Origin of the sequence: Kitasatospora sp. NPDC058243 (genome assembly GCF_042882025.1) — a bacterium.
Lineage (GTDB): Bacteria > Actinomycetota > Actinomycetes > Streptomycetales > Streptomycetaceae > Kitasatospora.
The window spans coordinates 1-16,624 of the sequence record NZ_JBHVWW010000028.1; the positions used below are offsets into that span (position 1 = coordinate 1).

The 16,624-nt window shown below is 72.8% G+C and carries 11 protein-coding genes; 10 read left to right on the plus strand and 1 reads right to left on the minus strand.

All coding sequences use genetic code 11. From position 1 onward, the window contains the following. Positions 1 to 1,607, minus strand: a 1,607-nt coding sequence (locus ACFVX9_RS19635; protein WP_387982681.1) for an SGNH/GDSL hydrolase family protein, incomplete at its 3' end; no start/stop codon positions are given. A 386-nt stretch (positions 1,608 to 1,993) separates the two neighbouring features. On the opposite strand from ACFVX9_RS19635, the gene ACFVX9_RS19640 reads away from it, so the two are divergent. The 10 genes from ACFVX9_RS19640 to ACFVX9_RS19685 all read left to right on the plus strand — a co-directional run. Continuing rightward, positions 1,994 to 3,940, plus strand: coding sequence for a PIG-L family deacetylase (locus ACFVX9_RS19640; RefSeq protein WP_387982683.1), 1,947 nt, complete (start codon positions 1,994 to 1,996; stop codon positions 3,938 to 3,940). A 195-nt stretch (positions 3,941 to 4,135) separates the two neighbouring features. After that, positions 4,136 to 5,185, plus strand: coding sequence for a LacI family DNA-binding transcriptional regulator (locus ACFVX9_RS19645; protein ID WP_387982686.1), 1,050 nt, complete (start codon positions 4,136 to 4,138; stop codon positions 5,183 to 5,185). A gap of 191 nt (positions 5,186 to 5,376) precedes the next feature. Then, positions 5,377 to 5,778 carry a helix-turn-helix domain-containing protein gene (locus ACFVX9_RS19650; RefSeq protein WP_079135383.1) on the plus strand — a complete coding sequence of 134 codons (402 nt, stop codon included), beginning with the start codon at positions 5,377 to 5,379 and terminating at the stop codon, positions 5,776 to 5,778. 1,073 nt (positions 5,779 to 6,851) lie between these two features. Further along, positions 6,852 to 7,682, plus strand: coding sequence for a BTAD domain-containing putative transcriptional regulator (locus ACFVX9_RS19655; RefSeq protein ID WP_387982688.1), 831 nt, complete (start codon positions 6,852 to 6,854; stop codon positions 7,680 to 7,682). 86 nt (positions 7,683 to 7,768) lie between these two features. Beyond that, positions 7,769 to 8,410 (plus strand): NADPH-dependent FMN reductase, encoded by a 642-nt coding sequence (locus tag ACFVX9_RS19660; RefSeq protein ID WP_380374249.1) that lies wholly within the window; start codon positions 7,769 to 7,771, stop codon positions 8,408 to 8,410. A 169-nt stretch (positions 8,411 to 8,579) separates the two neighbouring features. Next, entirely contained in the window at positions 8,580 to 8,798 is a 219-nt protein-coding gene (locus ACFVX9_RS19665) for an ammosamide/lymphostin RiPP family protein (RefSeq protein ID WP_380374252.1), read from the plus strand. A gap of 14 nt (positions 8,799 to 8,812) precedes the next feature. Then, the gene (locus ACFVX9_RS19670) at positions 8,813 to 10,600 is read left to right on the plus strand and encodes a hypothetical protein (RefSeq protein WP_387982690.1); all 1,788 of its coding nucleotides are present in this window, start codon (positions 8,813 to 8,815) and stop codon (positions 10,598 to 10,600) included. A 4-nt stretch (positions 10,601 to 10,604) separates the two neighbouring features. Then, positions 10,605 to 13,151, plus strand: coding sequence for a hypothetical protein (locus tag ACFVX9_RS19675; protein ID WP_387982692.1), 2,547 nt, complete (start codon positions 10,605 to 10,607; stop codon positions 13,149 to 13,151). Beyond that, a complete protein-coding gene (locus ACFVX9_RS19680) occupies positions 13,148 to 15,490 on the plus strand; it encodes a lantibiotic dehydratase (protein ID WP_387982694.1) in 2,343 nt (780 codons plus the stop codon). Before ACFVX9_RS19675 ends, ACFVX9_RS19680 begins: the two co-directional genes overlap by 4 nt. An 8-nt stretch (positions 15,491 to 15,498) precedes the next feature. Continuing rightward, positions 15,499 to 16,624 (plus strand): hypothetical protein (locus ACFVX9_RS19685; RefSeq protein WP_387982696.1); only part of this gene is annotated, 1,126 nt, incomplete at its 3' end.

Below are 16,624 nucleotides of genomic sequence, written 5' to 3' on the forward strand. Positions count from 1 at the left end.
GCGAAGGTACCGTCCCCATTGCCGGGCCACATGTACAAGTTGCCCGTCGCGTCCTCCCTCGCCAACAGGTCCGCGTGACCGGTCCCCCGGAAATCGCCGGCGGTGGTCTGGGAGAACGCGCCCCAGCCGGCCGTCAGGTCGGTCCTGGCCGTGAAGGACCCGTCTCCCAGCCCCGCCCACTCGTACAGGTGCCCGTCCGAGTCGTTTCGGGCGACGAGGTCGCCGATGCCCTTGCCGTGGAAGGCTCCGGCCGTCGTCTGGGAGAAGGTGTGGGAGGGGCTGGTCGGGGCGGGCCGCGGGGCGAGGACCTCGGCGAGGGCCGTGTTCCCGTTGGTGGTGAAGTGCAGGTGGTCGGAGGAGACGTAACCGGCGAACGCGGCGCTCGGGTTGGGCGGGTCGCGGGTCGCCCGGTCGAAGTCGTGGAAGCCGTCGATAGCCGTCGTCGTGCGGATCCAGTCGTTGACGCACTGGCGCACCCGGTCCCGGGCGGCGGTGTAGTCGGTGTAGCCCTGGAAGGCGGGGATGGTGGCAACGGTGAAGCGCAGCCCGGCCGCGTGCGCGCGTGAGGCCAGCTGCTGGATCCCCGACTCGAGCGCGGAGTCGGAGGCGTCGTCCATCGTGATGTCATTGATGCCCTCGTAGAGCACGACGCTCCGCACTCCGGTCTGGGAGAGGACGTCCCGGTCGAAGCGGTTGAGCGCGCTCTGACCGAAGCCGACGCGTCCTCCCGTCCCGTCGGTGAGGATCCGGTTGCCGGAGATGCCCTTGTTGACGATGCCCTCGGGCGTCGGTCGGGCGCTGAGGGCGCGCCCGTAGTCATCGGCCCAGCGGGTGTTGGAGTCCTGGTTGGTGTGCCCGCCGTCCACCTGCGAGTCGCCGAGGGCGACCACCGTCCCGTCGCTGCCGGCGGCCGTGACGTCCAGGCCGCCGAGGAAGGCCCAGTAGGCGTACGGGGTGGAGAGGTTGGCGCCGCCCGTGTCCTGGGTGCGGTCGGCACCGTCGCCGGGGGCGGAGGTGTAGGAGGTGGTGAGCGTGTACGGGTGGTAGGGCGCGGTGGTGACCCCGTCGGGCAGCCAGAGGCTGACCAGCAGGTTCTCGTCTGCGGTGACCGGGAAGGCGACGGGGTCGCTGTAGACCTCGCCGCCGGGTGGGACGACGGTCCGGCCCGAACCACCGAACGTCAGGGTGGCCGGCGTGGCCGCCGCCGTGGCCGGATTCCCGTTCCGGGCGGAAGCCCTGTCCTGGGCCGCGACGGTGACGTGCCCGATGGTCACCGGGTCCGGGCTGAAGGTGTTCACCAGGTGGATCCGGGCGGAGCTGCCGCCGATGCTGGTGTGGACGACCATGCGCAGGGTCTGCTGCCCCGTCACGCCCGAGGATGCCGACGGTCCTGCCAGGCTCATGGCGGTACCCCAACTCCCCGTCCAGGCCGAGGACTCGGGGCGCGGCACGCCCGGGGCTGACGGGAGCGCGGCGGGGACCGGCCCGCAGCCGACGGCCGCGTTCGCCGGGGCCGCGGGCGGCAGGGCGGCGAACGCGCCGAGGACGACGGCGGCTGCCGTCATGGCGGACGGGCGGCCCCGCAGTGGGCGGTGGGTGACGTGCACAGGAGTCCTTTCGCCGGGTACGGAAAACCATTCCCGCATGGCTCGGGTGACGAAGAAATGGTGGCGATCCGTTTCCCGAAGAAGGAGGTCCGAGAATGGCCGAGAAATCTCGGAGCCCGCTCGCCATCCACCATGCAATCACCGCCGGTCCGGATTTCGCCAGGAGGAACATCAGGCGGAAACCATGGGGAAGTTCCAGCAGAAACCGCGCTGTACAGGCAAGATCGGCGAGAAAAAGACGGAGTGGCTTGATTGCACGTCAGTTGACTGTCGCGCCTGACGGGATTTGCGATATACCGTCTCGGGCACTTCCCGCCCTACAATCCGCCAATCTCCTCCTGGCGCGATCACCTGCCGACCTCGAATCTCGAATGAGGGGAAATCACATGGCAATCGGACGACGGCAACTCCTCACCTCCCTCGCGCTGACCGCCCTCGCCGCACCCGTCCTGGCCAAGGGGACCGCGACCCGCGCCTCCGCGGCCACGGGTACGGGTACGGCCGCACGTATGGCCGCCGGCTCCGGGCCGCTGTTCATGCAGGTCGTCGCCCACGAGGACGACGACATCCTGTTCATGAACCCGGACCTGTCCAACGCCCTCGGCAACGGCACGCCGTCCGTCACGGTGTTCGTCACCGCCGGGAACATCACCGGTGACCCGTGCGTGGGCGGCTGCTGGGACCCCGCCGGCGACCCACTGCGCACCTGGAACCGCCAGATGGGCGCCGTCAATGCCTACTCCCGGATGACCGGGGTCGGCGACAACGACCCGGCGACCGACGAGGTCGGGCACTGGACGGTCGAGGCGTGGACGGTCGCGGGCAAGCAGGTCGAGCGGTACATGCTCAAGGACCGGCCGGTGCACCTGATCTTCCTCAACCTGCACGACGCCGGGCTCGCCAACGTGCTGAACGGCGGCACCGACACCACGGTCGTCCCGGTCGGCAGCCCGCTGTCCGGGCCGTCGACCTACACGGCGGCGGACGTCGTCGAGGTGCTGCGGCAGATCATGGTGACGTACCAGCCGACCGTGCTCCGGGCCCAGGACGAACTCCCGGACACCCGCTACAAGGACGACCACTCGGACCACATCTCCGCCGCGAAGTTCGCGGGCGTGGCGGCGAGCCAGTACGGCGGCTCGCTGATCCAGGTGAACTACCGGGACTACAACATCAGCGACTGCCCGGTGAACCTCGACCCGGCGACGGTCGGCGCCAAGGGCGTGTTCGTCTCCGAGTACGCGAGCCACGACCACTCGGGGAACTACGAAACCGCCTGGTTCTCCCGGATGTACTACCGCTGGTCGCGGGGCACCTCCTGGGCCGGACTCAACCAGGACGGCCGGCCGCAGGTCTTCGTCGTCCGGGCCGGCGCCCTCTACACGTACTGGCGTCAGGGGGACGGCAGTTGGGGCGGCCCGGCACGGTTCGCCGACCCGGGCGGGCGGCTGGCGCCGGGCATCGCCGTCGGCACCAACGCGGACGGCCGGATGGAGGTCTTCGCCCGCCGCCTCACCGACCACCACATCGTCTCCGTCCCGCAGACCACGCCCAACGGCGTGTGGCGGGACAGCTGGGCCGACCTCGGCAACCCCAACGCCGGGCTCGACAACGCGGGCCAGGTCGGCGTGCCCGCGGTGGTCGCCTCCCAGGACGGCCGGCTGGAGCTCTTCGTCAAGAACGGCGGCGGCGGCCTCAGCAGCATCCGGCAGACCAGCCCGAACGGCGCCTGGACGACCACCTGGGATGACCTGCACGGCACCGACATCCAGGACCCGGTCACCGCGATCCGCAACGGCGTCGGGAGGATCGAGGTCTTCGCCAGCACCCGCGACGGGGTCGTCAACTGGTGGCAGACCGCTCCGAACGACGCCATCAACGGCCCGGGCCCGATCCCGAACTCCCGGCCGGCCAGCCCGCCCAAGGCCGCGCTCGACCAGGACGGCCGCATCGAACTCGCCTACCGCGAGGCCGGCACCGGCGCGATGCTCGTCAGCTACCAGACCCGGCCCGGCGGACCGTGGAGCCAGTCCCCGGGCAACCTCGGCGGCCACGCAGGAGTGGGCGAGCCGGCGATGGCCAACCTCGGCGGGCGGGTCGTCCTGTTCGAGCGCAACGGCGGCGGCGGCGTGAGCACCACCGCCCAGACCGCCCCGAACTCCGGCTACGGCACCTGGCAGGACCTCGGCGGCACCGTCCTCGACTACCCGACCGCGCTCGTCGACGGCGGCGGTGTCCTCCACGTGTTCGCCATCGGCACGGACGGCCGCGTCTACTACCGCACGGGCACGACGCCCACCAACCTCGGCGGCTGGCAGGGCATGCCCCTGTGACCGCCGGTTCCGTCGGCCGGCCGGACACCCCCCCCCGGCCGGCCGACGGGCCGAGCCCGTGGGAGCGCCCGTGGGAGCGCCCGTGGGAGCGCCGGTGGAAGCGCCGGTGGGAGCGCCGGTGGGAGCGCCGGTGGGAGCGCTCTCACGCCGTGTAGGATGGCCACTCCCGAGAGTGAGCCACACCGGAGTGTGATCATGACCCGAACTGACAGGCCGGGCCCCGGAAGCGCCCGGTCTGCCGCGCGACCGACGGTGGAGGACGTGGCCGCCCGCGCGGGAGTCAGCCGGGGAACGGTGTCCCGGGTCATCAACGGTTCGCCCAAGGTGAGCGCCAGGGCGAGGGAGGCCGTGGAGCACGCCGTCGCCGAGCTCGGCTACGTACCCAACCAGGCGGCACGGTCCCTGGTGACCTCGCGCACCGACGTCGTCGCCCTGGTCGTCCCGGAGAGCCTGACGCGACTGAGGTCGGAGCCGTACTTCGCGGACGTCATCACCGGGATCTCCGACGAACTCGCGTCGACCGACCTTCAGTTGCTGCTGACCCTGGTCCGCAACGAGGACGAGCGCGAGCGTCTGACGCGCTACCTCACCGCGCGTCGGGTCGACGGGGTGCTCCTGGTCTCGGTGCGCCAGGACGACCTGTTGCCCGACCTGCTCGAACAGCTCGGGATGCCGGCCGTGCTGGGCGGTCGCCGGTCCGAGCGCGAATCGCTGAGCTACGTCCACGCCGACAACGCCGGCGGGGCCCGGGCGGCCGTCCGGCACCTGGTCGGGCGCGGCCGCACCAGAGTGGCCACCATCACGGGGCCGCTCGCCATGGAGGCGGCCGGGGCACGCCTGGCGGGGTACCGGGAGGCACTCACGGAGGCCGGCCTCGCTCCGGAGGACGCGCTCGTCGCCCACGGCGACTTCACCGAGGCGGGCGGCTACGCGGCGATGTGCGAGCTCCTGGCCGAAATGCCCACCCTCGATGCTGTGTTCTGTGCCTCCGACCTGATGGCCGTGGGCGCGTTCCGGGCGCTGCGCGAGGCCGGGCGGCGCGTGCCGGGAGACGTGGCCGTGGTCGGCTTCGACGACTCCGTCATCGCCCGTAGCACCGAGCCGCCCCTCACCAGTGTTCGCCAACCGACCGAGGCGATGGGGCGGTTGATGGTTCAGCTGCTGCTCGAGGAGATCGCCGAACCCGGGCGGCCGCGTCGCCAGGTGATCCTTCCGACCGAACTGACGGTCCGCGCCTCGGCCTGACGGCCTCGGACGGCTTCGAACTGAACGGCCGTCACGTTCCGTTGTTCCGGTATGAGCCACTGCCGCGTGTCGCGGCTGACCTGGGCATGAGGTGCTGCTACGCTCCCGATGGGTGTGGGAGCGCTCCCACGCGCCAAGATTCTGGGGGTGACGTGTCGAAGGCACAACAAGGGGATTCGGCATTCGGGGGCATGCTGAGGACACTTCGTCGTGAAGTGGGATTCACGCATGAGGAACTCGCCCGGCGTTCCCAGGTCAGTGTGAGGACGATCAGCGACATCGAGCGGGGCCGGGTGCGCCGACCACAGCGCCGCTCCGTCCAGCAGCTCGCGGAGGCGCTCGGCCTGGGGACCTCGCGATTGGAATGGTTTCTCCGTGCCGCGCGAGCCGTTCCCGGCAGCGGGCTCGATCAGCCGGACGGGAGCCGTCGCGAGACGCCGGCCGCCGGGGAGGTGGACGAACAGCCGTCCGCGGTGGTCGTGATGGTCCTGCCGTTGACCGCGATCGGCGAGAGCGGTCCGTGCTGTCGGCGCCGCCGACGCTGTCCGAAACCCCGCCCGGCCGGGCCCCGACACCTGCGCCGGGCCGGTTGACGGCCGTCGCGTGCGGCGGGCAGGCGCCGGCGGCCACACGTCCGCCACGAGGACGCCGAACGCGTACGCCCGCCCCACCAGCGCCGTCCGGTTGCGGACGTGCCACCGGCGGTGGGGTGGGCGGCGTCGGAGGCATGTCGGGCGGGTGTGGGCCGCTTCGGGATACGGGTGCCGGGGTGGACTGGCGAGGTTTCATCCTCTGGGTGCGGCGCGGAAGTGTGACGGGTGGTGCCTGGCGCTGAGTGATCCTGTGGGGACGAACGGTAGGTGGCTTTGATTCAACTTTCGGGCGTCGTAGTTCGTCTACCCGGAGAGCCGAAGCAGGCGGGCGACGGAGCCGTATCTGCTGTTCATTGCTTGTTTATTCCCAGAAGCCAGAGTCATTACTGATCTTCCTGACTCGGGCGGCCGGACGGTGCCTGGCAGGCAACTCTGGAGAACGCACATCATGCCGCGCAAGCCACTTGGGACCCTGGTCGCCGCCGCCGGGGCGACCGTCGGGCTCACGCTCGTCACACCGGCCCGGACCTCCGTCGCCATTGCCGCGGGGTGGGATGTGTCGGCGCAATCAGCACACCGATCGTGCGTACACCGACCCGGGTGTGGTGATGGGCGGCGCCTTCCCGGAATCGACTTCGTGAAGTCGCCGGTCGACGAGGCCGGAAAGAGCGCCGAAGTTCGGGGAAACCAGCCTGAGTTGCATGAGGGCCTGTCCAGGATGCCGCGACGGCTCGCCGTGAGCGAGTGCACCATCAGCATCTTCTGGTGAGACGAGGGCTTCCGGGGTCGACCAGCGACCCGGGCGGAGGCGGTCGCCGAGGCGTCGCGTCACAGCCGAGGCCGGGACACGGATGCGAGCCGGACAGAACCGGAGACTCCGCTTCCCGCCGTCCGTCTGACCGGCATTCTCCGAACGGCCACGCCGTTCCCGTACGTCAACACAGATAAGGCGACCGGCCCTCACCCCGGTCGCACCACCGGTCGACCGGGTTGCCTCCCCCACAGGCCTGAACCGACCGACCGCGCCAGCGCGTTCGCATCCTGTTACCCCCACGAAGAAGGAGGGTTTCCACATGACCGAGATTTCCACGCTTGCCGTCGTACGCTGCCTCGGCGGCTTTTCACTGGACTTGAGGGGACTCCCGGTCAGACGCTGGCGGGCCGGCAAGGCGCGCACACTGTTCCTTTACCTCCTCATCAACCGGGGCCGCACGGTCGACCGCGACGAACTGCACGCCGCGCTGTGGCCCGACCGCACCCGGGCGGCGGGCTCCAGCTCGCTCAAGGTCGCCAAGCACGCGGTGCACCAGATACTCAGCGGGCAGCAGGCCGCGGAGGAGCAGCCGGCCGCGGAGATCGTCTGCAGCGAGTACGGGTACTCCCTCAAACTCCATGACGCCTGGCTGGACTTCGAGGAGCTGGAGCGGCTGTGCAACGAAGGGCACCGGGCGGCGGCCCGAAGTGATCCGCGCGCGGCCGCGGAGTACTACCGCAGCGCGCTGGATCTTCACACCGGGGACTTCCTGCCCGGTGAGACCGCCGACTGGGCCAGGGAGCAGCGGGACTGGGTACGGTCCCTCGCGCTGGGGGCGGCGGACTTCCTCCTCCAGGAGGCACTGGACCGGGGCGAGTTGCCGAAGGTCATCGACATGTGCCGCCGCACGCTGGACATCGACCCGTACCAGGAGGACGTCTACCGGACTCTGATCCAAGTTCACGGCGACCTGGGCCAGTTAGGGCAGGCGAGGTCCTGGTACAAGCTGTGCCGGGCCCGAATGTCGGATGGTCTGGACATCGATGTCAGCCCTGACACCCAGCGGCTTCTGGATCGGGTTCTGCGCACCCAGGACGCGTCCGCCCGGACTGTGGACCAGGCCCCCGGCCCACGCGTAACCAATGCATAACCCACGCATAACCAGCTCATAACCAGCGCATAACCACCCTGTCTAGACTCCGAAAACCGCGACCGGTCAAGGAGATTGGGGTAACCGTGCTGGAGACGAACCAGGGTTCCGTTCTTTCGGTGGAGAATCCCGGTGTTGGTGCCCCAGCCGATGCCGGGCCCCTGATCGTCGGCATCGGGGGCACCGTCCGCTCCGGTTCCTCGACGGAACGGGCGGTCCGGGCGGTACTCGCGGCCTCCGCTTCGGCGGGGGCCCGGACCCTGCTGCTGGGTGCCGAGGAACTTCAACTGCCGCTCTACGCACCGGGGGAGTCACTGCGCACCCCGGCGGCCCGGCGGCTGGTCGAGGCCGTCGCCCTCGCCGACGGCCTGGTGATCGGCACGCCCGCGTACCACGGGGGCGTCTCCGGTCTGGTGAAGAACGCCCTCGACTACCTGGAGGACCTGCGCGAGGACGCGCGTCCCTATCTGCACGGCCGCGCCGTCGGCTGTGTCGTCACCGCACGCGGGACGCAGGCCGCTTCGACGCTGGCGGGGCTGCGCTCCGTCGTGCACGCCCTGAGGGGCTGGCCCACTCCCCTGGGAGTGGCCATCAACACGGAGAGCGTCACCCTGGCGTCCGACGACAGCGCCGGCGACAGCACCGGCGACCCGCATCTCACCGCGCAACTGGCCACCGTCGGACGGCAAGTGGTCGAGTTCGCCCGGATGCGCACGCCGGTCGGCTGAGCGCCCGGGGCCTGCCGCCGACCGCGGCCGCCCACCGTACGTCCCCCGTACGTCCCTCGTACGTCCGCCGTCACGATTCCCGCCCACGCCTTTGGTTCCGGCTGCCCTGACGCCGGATCCTTCGCATCCGCATTCCCACGTCCGACCGTGATTCCGAATGGAGCGCGCCATGGAAGACACCGCGAAGTCCACCGCGAAGTCCGCAGAGCCCGAGCAGACCGCCGAGGGGACGGAAGCCCCCCAAGCGGAAACCGCCGGGGCCGAAACCGCCGAGGACACCGAACTGGACGCGCTGGACGAGCTGGACGACGTCGACTTCGACCTCGACGAGGTCGAGAACAAGATCGCGCCGCTCGCCCTCGCCACCACCGAGCCCTCGCGATGGTGACGCGGGCGGCCGAGGTGAGCCGCGCATCCACCGCCTCCGTCCTGGTCGACGTGAACACCGGCCCGGCCGCCTCGTACAGCGGGCTGCGGGCGGGCATCGACGCCCTGCGCGCCGAGGGCGCCGACTTCACCGGGCTCGCGGCCGGGCACCCGTCCGAGTGGGCGGAGCTCTTCCCCGCCGAGACCGCGCCCGGCACCGCGCCGCTGGAGGAGATCGCGCTCGCGCCGTCCGAGCGGCGGCTGCACCGGGAGAGCGAGCAGGTCTACCGCGTGCTGACGGTGGCCGCGACCGCCCTGTGCACGGGCACCGCTCAGTTGGGCAGGCCCCTGCTGCTCAGTGGGATGGGCGGCACCGACCTGTCCTCGCTGCGCGGTTTCATGCGGGCGTTCGAGCACGCGCAGCTCGTCGAGGGCGCCGCACTGCTGCTGGACGCGCCGACCTCCGTGCGCGAGCCGGTCGGCCGGTACGCCGACTACCGCGGGGAGCGGGTGCGCTGTCTGCGCCGCATGGGGCTGCCGGTCACCGAGGGCGACCTGGCCGTGGACCTGGGTACGGCTCCCGACGCCGGATTCGAGCCGGTGTCCGAGGAGGGCGAACTGTTCCTGCGGGCGAGGGACTCCGAGGGCTCCGCCGTGGACCGGGTGGCCGCCGCACTGGCCTACTGCCGCCGGGCGTTCTTCTCCACGAACTGGGAGGGCATGGCGGTCGTCGCCGACGAGGCGATCGGGCTGCTCGCCGGCATCCCCGAGTCGGGCGTACCCGGGCTGCTCGCCGAGGCGGAGCGCGAGGAGGAGCTCGTCCACGCCATCGAGTTCGAGACGGCGATCCTGCGCGGCACCGCCGACGTACGCGGTTTCCTGCTCAAGGTGCTCGGCATCCAGGCGGGCTTCCGCGGGGACCAGGACACGGCCCTCGCCTGCTTCCGGGCCATCCGGGAGGACGCCGCCGGCCTGTCCCCGGAGCTGCGTGCCCAGTCGCACCTGTACTCCGCGCTCACCCTGTCCAAGCGCAAGAACCGGCGGGCGGAGGCGGTCGCCGAGGTCGAGCAGGGCTTCGAGGTCGTCGGGGAACGTCCGGGCGAGGCCGAGAGCGTACGCCGCGAGCGCGGCTGGCTGCACAACCTGCGCGGGCTGACCCTGTTCGCGGAGCGGCGTCTGGGGGCGGCCTTCGAGCACGAGAAGCAGGCGCTGGCCTGCATGGCGGGTCTGACCGACGCCAGTGCCGCGCATCTGCGCATCAACCTGTACTCGAACATCAGCGTGCTCCAGGAGAAGGCGGGCAAGCACGCCTCGGCCCTGGCGACCTGGGAGAAGTTCAAGCAGGCCGCCGGCTCGTCGAACGCGGGCTTCCGCAAGCACCACGCGTACCGCAGCGCCGGGCTGCGGCTGCTCGTCGGCGAGCGGGACGCCGCCCTGGCGGACCTGGACACCACGCTGGTGAACGCGGCCGAGCTGGGTGACCGCTTCCACGAGACCGAAGTGCGCCTCGAACTGGGCATGCTGCACGCCTCCGGCGGTGACGCGAGGACGGGCGCCGAGCAGTACGAGCGCGCCGAGGCCGCGGCGCGGCTGCTGGGCGACCCGTACCGCATCGCGCTGGCCCAGGCGGGTCGGGTGATGACGACCGGCTCCGTGACCGCGGCCGGGTCGGTGGCGGCCATGGCGCCGCTGAGCCTCACCCGTCCCGGTGCGGCGGACGCCCTCGCCAAGGCCGTCGCCGACGGCGGTGACCTGCAAGGGCTGCTGCCCAGGCCGCGGACCAAGCTCAACCGCCCGTTCGACCTGATCAACTTTCAGGACTGAGGCCATGACGGACCATGCGACCCAAGGGGAGACGGGACAGCGGGCCAGGTGGCAGCTCTACGATCGGCTGCTGCTGCGCAGGGCGGGCTTCGGTATCGGCCTGCTGACCGCTCTCGGCGACGGGCCGGCGGGTGCCGCGGCCGCGGAGTACCGGGAGGCGGTGGCGCGGTTCGAGCAGAGCCGCGCCCGGCTCCAGGAGGCGATCGCCAAGGCCGTCACCGGCGCCGACCGCGAGCGGGACCGGGCCGGACTGCGCGAACTGTCGAAGCTGCGCGGCCGGGTGGGCCGCCGGCTGCCGGTGGAGCACGACCCGCGCGGCGGCGACGTGGCATCGGCGGTGGCATCGGCATCGGCGGTGGCATCGGCGGTCGACGGCTACCGCGCGGCGCACTCCGCTCAGCAGCAGGCGGGCGAGCGGCTGACCACCGCCCTGGGTGAGGAGGTGCTGCGGCGGCCGGAGCGGGTCCGCGACGTGCTCCGCGACGAGCGGGTGTGCGACGCCCTGCTCCAGCTGTCGCCGTCCTTCCACACCGAGGCGGTGCGCTGGGTCGACGGCTGGCAGCAGCAGGACAGTACGACAGGCCGCAACCGCGCCAAGGACCGGTCCTTCTACCGCCGCGTCTACCTGTACGGCCAGCGGCTCGGCGCGAAGAACGAGACGACCAGCTTCTTCGGTCCGCTGGTGCACGGCCGGGTCGACCGTGGCGCCGAGGGCACCGTCCTCGGCCCCGAGACGGCCTGCGGCTACCACCTCCTGGAGGCGCAGACCGCGTTCTGGGCGGTGTGCGAGCTGGCCAAGCTCATCGGTACGGACCCGCAGGTGCGGGACCGCCCGCCGGTGGCCTGGCTGCCGTCCTGCCGCCGGACACCGGGCGAGGTGCCGGGCGGGGTGCCGGGCGGGGCACCGGGCGGGGCACCGGGGTCGGGGACGGCGCCGGGGTCGGGGACGATCCAGTCCGCCGACGGCCGCCGGATCACCCTGTCCGGGGTGCGCTGGCAGCTCGCCGAGGCCGTCGACGGGCGGCGTTCCCCCGTCGAACTGGCGGCGCTGGCGGGACTCGACCTCGCGCAGACGCGCCGGGTCCTGGACCGGCTGCGGCAGGCGGGGGCCGTCCGGCTCTGGCCCGAGCCGCCGTCCACCGCGGCACGGCCGCTGGACTGGCTGGTCTCCTGGGCCGACCGCTACGCGGAGGACACCGCCTGGCCGGCACGGCTGCGGGAACTGCGCGACCTGGGCGACGCCTACGCGGCGGCCGACGGCCACCGTGCCCGGGCGGTCGCGCTCGAGCGCGTCGAGGAGTGCTTCACCCGGCTCACCGAGGTCGACGCACGTCGCGCCGGCGGCCGGATGTACGCGGACCGGCTGGTGGTGTCCCTGGACGCCAAGGGCGACCAGAGCCCGGTGGTGGTCGGTGGCGACGTGGCCGGGCGCTGGGAGTCCGAGCTCAGCCCGGTGCTGGACGTGGCCGCCCGCTACGGCGAGCTCCAGCAGCACGCGGCGGCCGAGCTGTGCGCGGGGATCCTGCGCGAGGCGGGCGGCGGCGCCATGCCGTACGACGAGCTGATCCGCCGGATGCGCGCCTCCGTCGAGGCGGGCGGTCTGGACCGGCTCGCCGGGCCGCTGATCGGGTTCAAGCGGGACTACGCGGCGCTGGTGGAGTCCGCCGTGCAGGGCCAGGAGGCCCGGCTCTCCCCCGCCGAGCTCGCGGGGTTCGCGCCCGAGCCCGGCCGGCCCCGTTTCGTCAGCCCGGATCTGATGCTGGAGAGCCGGGAGGACGGCGGCGAGCTGCTGGTGCTGGGCGAGCTGCACCCGTACGTCTTCGCCTGGGGTTCGCAGGGGCTGTTCAGCGACGAACAGGACCGGATGCTGGGCGACTTCGAGGCGGGTCTCGAACCGTGGGGCGGCCCCGAGCGGCTGGCCACGGTGATCCGCCGCAGGCGCCACAAGGGCCTGGTGGCCGACTGGTTCCCGGGCCGCTTCATCGAGATCACCTCGGTGGCCACCGATGACCGGGAGCGGACCGTGCCGCTGACCGATCTGACCGTCGCCCTGGTGGACGGCACGCCCCGGCTGCGCACCCCGGACGGTGAACTGACCCTGTACGCCGGCGAGGACGACCATGTGCACCTGCGGGCCTTCGCCGCACCCGGGGTGGGGCTGCCGCTGGTGCGGATCGGGGACTTCGCGCCGAGGATCGTGGTCGGCGACCTGCTCGTGCAGCGGGCCCGCTGGTGGTTCGACCGTGCCGACCTCGGGGTCGACGCGGCACGCGACCCCGCCGCCGCCTTCCTCGCCGTCCAGTCGCTGCGGGCCCGGCACGGAGTGCCCCGGTTCTGCTTCGCCTCCCTCGCGCACGAGCCGAAACCGGTCGGGATCGACCTGGACAGTCCGCTGGCCGTCGACGCACTGGTGGCGATGGTGCTGGCCGGTGACAGCGCGACGGTGTCGCTGGCCGAGATGAGGCCGGCGCCGGACGCGCTGTGGCTGCGCCACGGCGGGGCCCCCGTGACCTCGGAGTTCCGGATCGCCATGAAGCGAGCGTCGTCATGACCCACCGATCCGACCGATCCGACCGATCCGACCAAGCCGACCGATCCGACCTGTCGCCACAGGAATCGACGGCGCGGCGGCACGGCTGGGAGCTGCTGCCCACGGTCGTCCTGCGCAGCGCCGGGTTTCCCTGGCAGATGGTCGAGCGACTGGCCTGTGAACGGACCCGTCTGCTCATCGAGGAGCTGTTCGCCCTGGAGGCCCGGTCGGCCGACGTGGCGTCACGGCTGCACCCGGCGGGGCGGCTGTCCCGGGGCCAGCAGGCCAAGTTGCGCGGTCTGCGGCCGCTGCCCGCGTCGGACAACCTGCCCGCCGACTGGCTGGCCGAGTGGAACGCCGCGGCGGAGCAGGTGAGCGCGGTGCGGGAGCGGTTCGCCGCCACCGTCGAGGCCGACACGGCGGCGGTCGACGAGGCGCTCGCCGCCGTCCGCACCGATCCGCGGGTCAACGACGCCATCGTCTGCTCGTCCCCCGCCGTCCACCGCGATCTCGCACGGGGTGCGGCCGGCGGCCGGATCCGGCGCCAACTCGCCTCCTACGCACAGCGGCTGGCGTCCAAGAGCGAGACGATGAGCTTCTTCGGGCCCATCAACTACGGCAGGCTCAGCCCCGACTCCGACGCCGCCACGGCGCTGGACTGGGAGGGCCACACCACGATCCCGGTCCGCCAGGCGCACACCGCGGCCCGGGTCAACGACGCCGTGCAAGGCCTGCTGCTGGGCGATCCGGCGCTGGCCGAGCGGCTGGCGCCGGTGCGCAAGACGATGACGGGGCCGCCCCGCGGCACGGGCGTCGGCGCGGCACTGCTGCGGGAGGCCGACGGCGTACGGACGGTGGCCCGGATCGCGTCCGGGTGCGGTGCCGGCGCCCCGGAGGCGGTGGAGGCGTTCGCGGCCGCCGTGGCGAAGGGGACGCTGACGCACACCCTGTGCCCGCCGGCGACCGTGGTCGACCCGCTGCGCTGGACCCTGGAACGCATCGACGCCTCGGACACCGAGACGGCCGCCCGCGCGGCCGGGGTGCGGGCCCTGCTGGTGAAGGTGCTCGAACTGCTCGACGGCTATCCGTCGGCGCCGCCCGAGCAGAAGCTGACCGTCCAGGCCGAACTGGAGGCGCTGCTGCCCGTCGCCGACCGCTCGGCGGAACGCGGCCGCTTCTACAACGACCGGGTCATCATCCACGAGGCCGCCGTCGGCACGGCCGGGCTGGAGGTCCGCGGCCCGCTGGCCCGCGACATGTGCGACGCCGTCGCGCCGGTGCTCGACCTGCTGGCCCACGAGGCCGAGGCGACCCGCGTACGCACCAACCGGGCGGTCGCGGCCCGGCTGGGAGCGGGACGCATCCCGCTGCTGCGGGCGCTGCGGGAGTGCGCGGACCTCGCCATCGAGCCGGGCGCAGAGCTCGGCGCCGAACTGAGCCGGGTGATCGGGGCCGAAGGCGCGGACCGGGCCGAACTCGACGTGGCGGGGCTGCTCGCCGCGCCGCCACCGCCCGCCGCCCCGGTGCTGTGCTCCATCGACGTCCTGATCGCGGCTCCCGACCTGGCCGGATACCAGCCGGGGGTGACCCCGCTCGTACTCGGCGACATCCACGACGCGGCGCTGCTCACCCCGTGGGCGCTGCAGTTCCATCCGGACGCCGCGGCGCTGCTCGCCGAGCGGGACGCCGGGGTGCGCAGGGCGCTGGGCGACCAGGTGGCCGTCAATGTGATCTCCCGTCGTACGACCGGGCTGCCGCCGCTGGAGTTCCCCGGGGTGGTGCTCGAACTGGGCGGCATCGCCGGCCCGGACCGGGAGCGGATCGGCCTGGACCAGCTGTGGCTGGAGAGCGACGGCGAACGGGTCGTCCTGCGCGGCGACACCCACCCCGGCCGGAGCCTGCTGTTCCACAACGGCGAGCTCGACACCGCCGTGCACACCGCGCTGGCACTGCCCCGGATCCGCCGCCCGGTGCTGCCGGACCTGCCGCACGTGCCGCGGCTGCGCTGGGGCAACGTGGTGTTCTCGCGGCGCCGCTGGGCGCTGCCGAGCGCGGCGCTGCTGGAGGCGCACGGCAGCCAGCGCGACGCCGAGCGGCTGCTCGCCACGGCCCGGCTGCTCCGGGAACGGGGCCTGCCCGACCGCTTCTTCGCGAAGTCACCGGCCGAACGCAAACCGGTGTACGTGGACACCGCGAGCCCCGAACTCCTCAAGGGCATGGCCCGGCTGGCGGGCACGGCGGAACAGCTCCTGCTGTCCGAGACGCTGCCCGCACCCGAGGACGCCTGGCTGCGGGACGGCGAGCTGCGCTTCGCCTCCGAGCTGCGCTGCGTGTATCTGCGGGGCGGTGGTGAGCGGTGACGCGCCGGGTGGTGCTCCCTCCCCTGTTCGATCCGAGTCTGGAACCGGAGCTCGGGCCGGACGACCAACTGATCGACGTGAACGCGCACTTCGTCGCACGCCTCGCGGACACCGGGGCACTCGCCGCGCTGGCCGACGACTACGACCTCGGCAGGCGCGGCGGGAGCGACCCTGCAGAGAACCGGACCAGGGCGCTGTTCGCTCGGGCCGCCGCGAGGGTCACCGCACGGGTCACCGCGCGGGGCGGCCAGGCCGCGGGCCGGCTGCGGGCCATGGGCATGGCGCTACGGCTGGCGGGCGAGGCCGATCCGGCCCTGCGGCTGGCCGCGGACGACGTGGAACTCGTCGGCGGCACCACCGAGTGCGGGGCCGATGTGGTGCTGGCCGCGCAGCGGACCGAGCTGCTGGGGCCCGAGGCGCGGTGGACGCGTGCGGCGGCCCCGGACGGGCGGGTGCACCTGGTGATCGAGACCGACCAGCAACTCCCGGCGGCCGCAGTGCTCCTGGAGGCGCTCGGCCCCGCACGGGTCGTGCTGTGCGGGCGTTTCGCCACCGCGCACCGGAAGGCGCTGCGCGCGCTCGCCCCGTTCTCGGCGGCGGCGGGCTTCGACGACTGGGCGCCGGCCTGGCGGCTGGGCAAGGAGTGGTCGGGGGACGGCACGCCGGTCCGCTGGGTCCGCCGCGCGGCCGACTGGCCGGCCGGCGCCCCCTGGGCGGGCTGGCTGGCCCCGGACGAGGCGGCGGCGCTGCCCGCCGAGGCGTGGCGCGAGTGCCGGGGCGCGACGCTGACCGTGGCACGGCTGGAGTCCTGGGCCGAGGTGACGGGAGCGGACGGCCGCCGTACCGATCTGCGGACCGTCCTGGACGCGGTGGACGGGGCCCTGCTCCGGGTCGAACTGCTCGTCGGGGCGCCCGGGGTGAGTGCCGAGGAGACGGCCGGCACGGCGCGGAGCCTGCTGTCCGGGCCGGGCCCTCGGCTCGCGGGGCTCAGCCCGTTCCGGCTGCCGACGGTCCGGGGCGGCGCGGCACCGCAGGCCTGGGGGGGGGGGGGGGGGGGGCGGGGAAAAAAACCAAAAAAAAAAACACCCCCCCCGGGACCCGTTTCCTCGGCCAAGAAGATCCCAACACAAACAC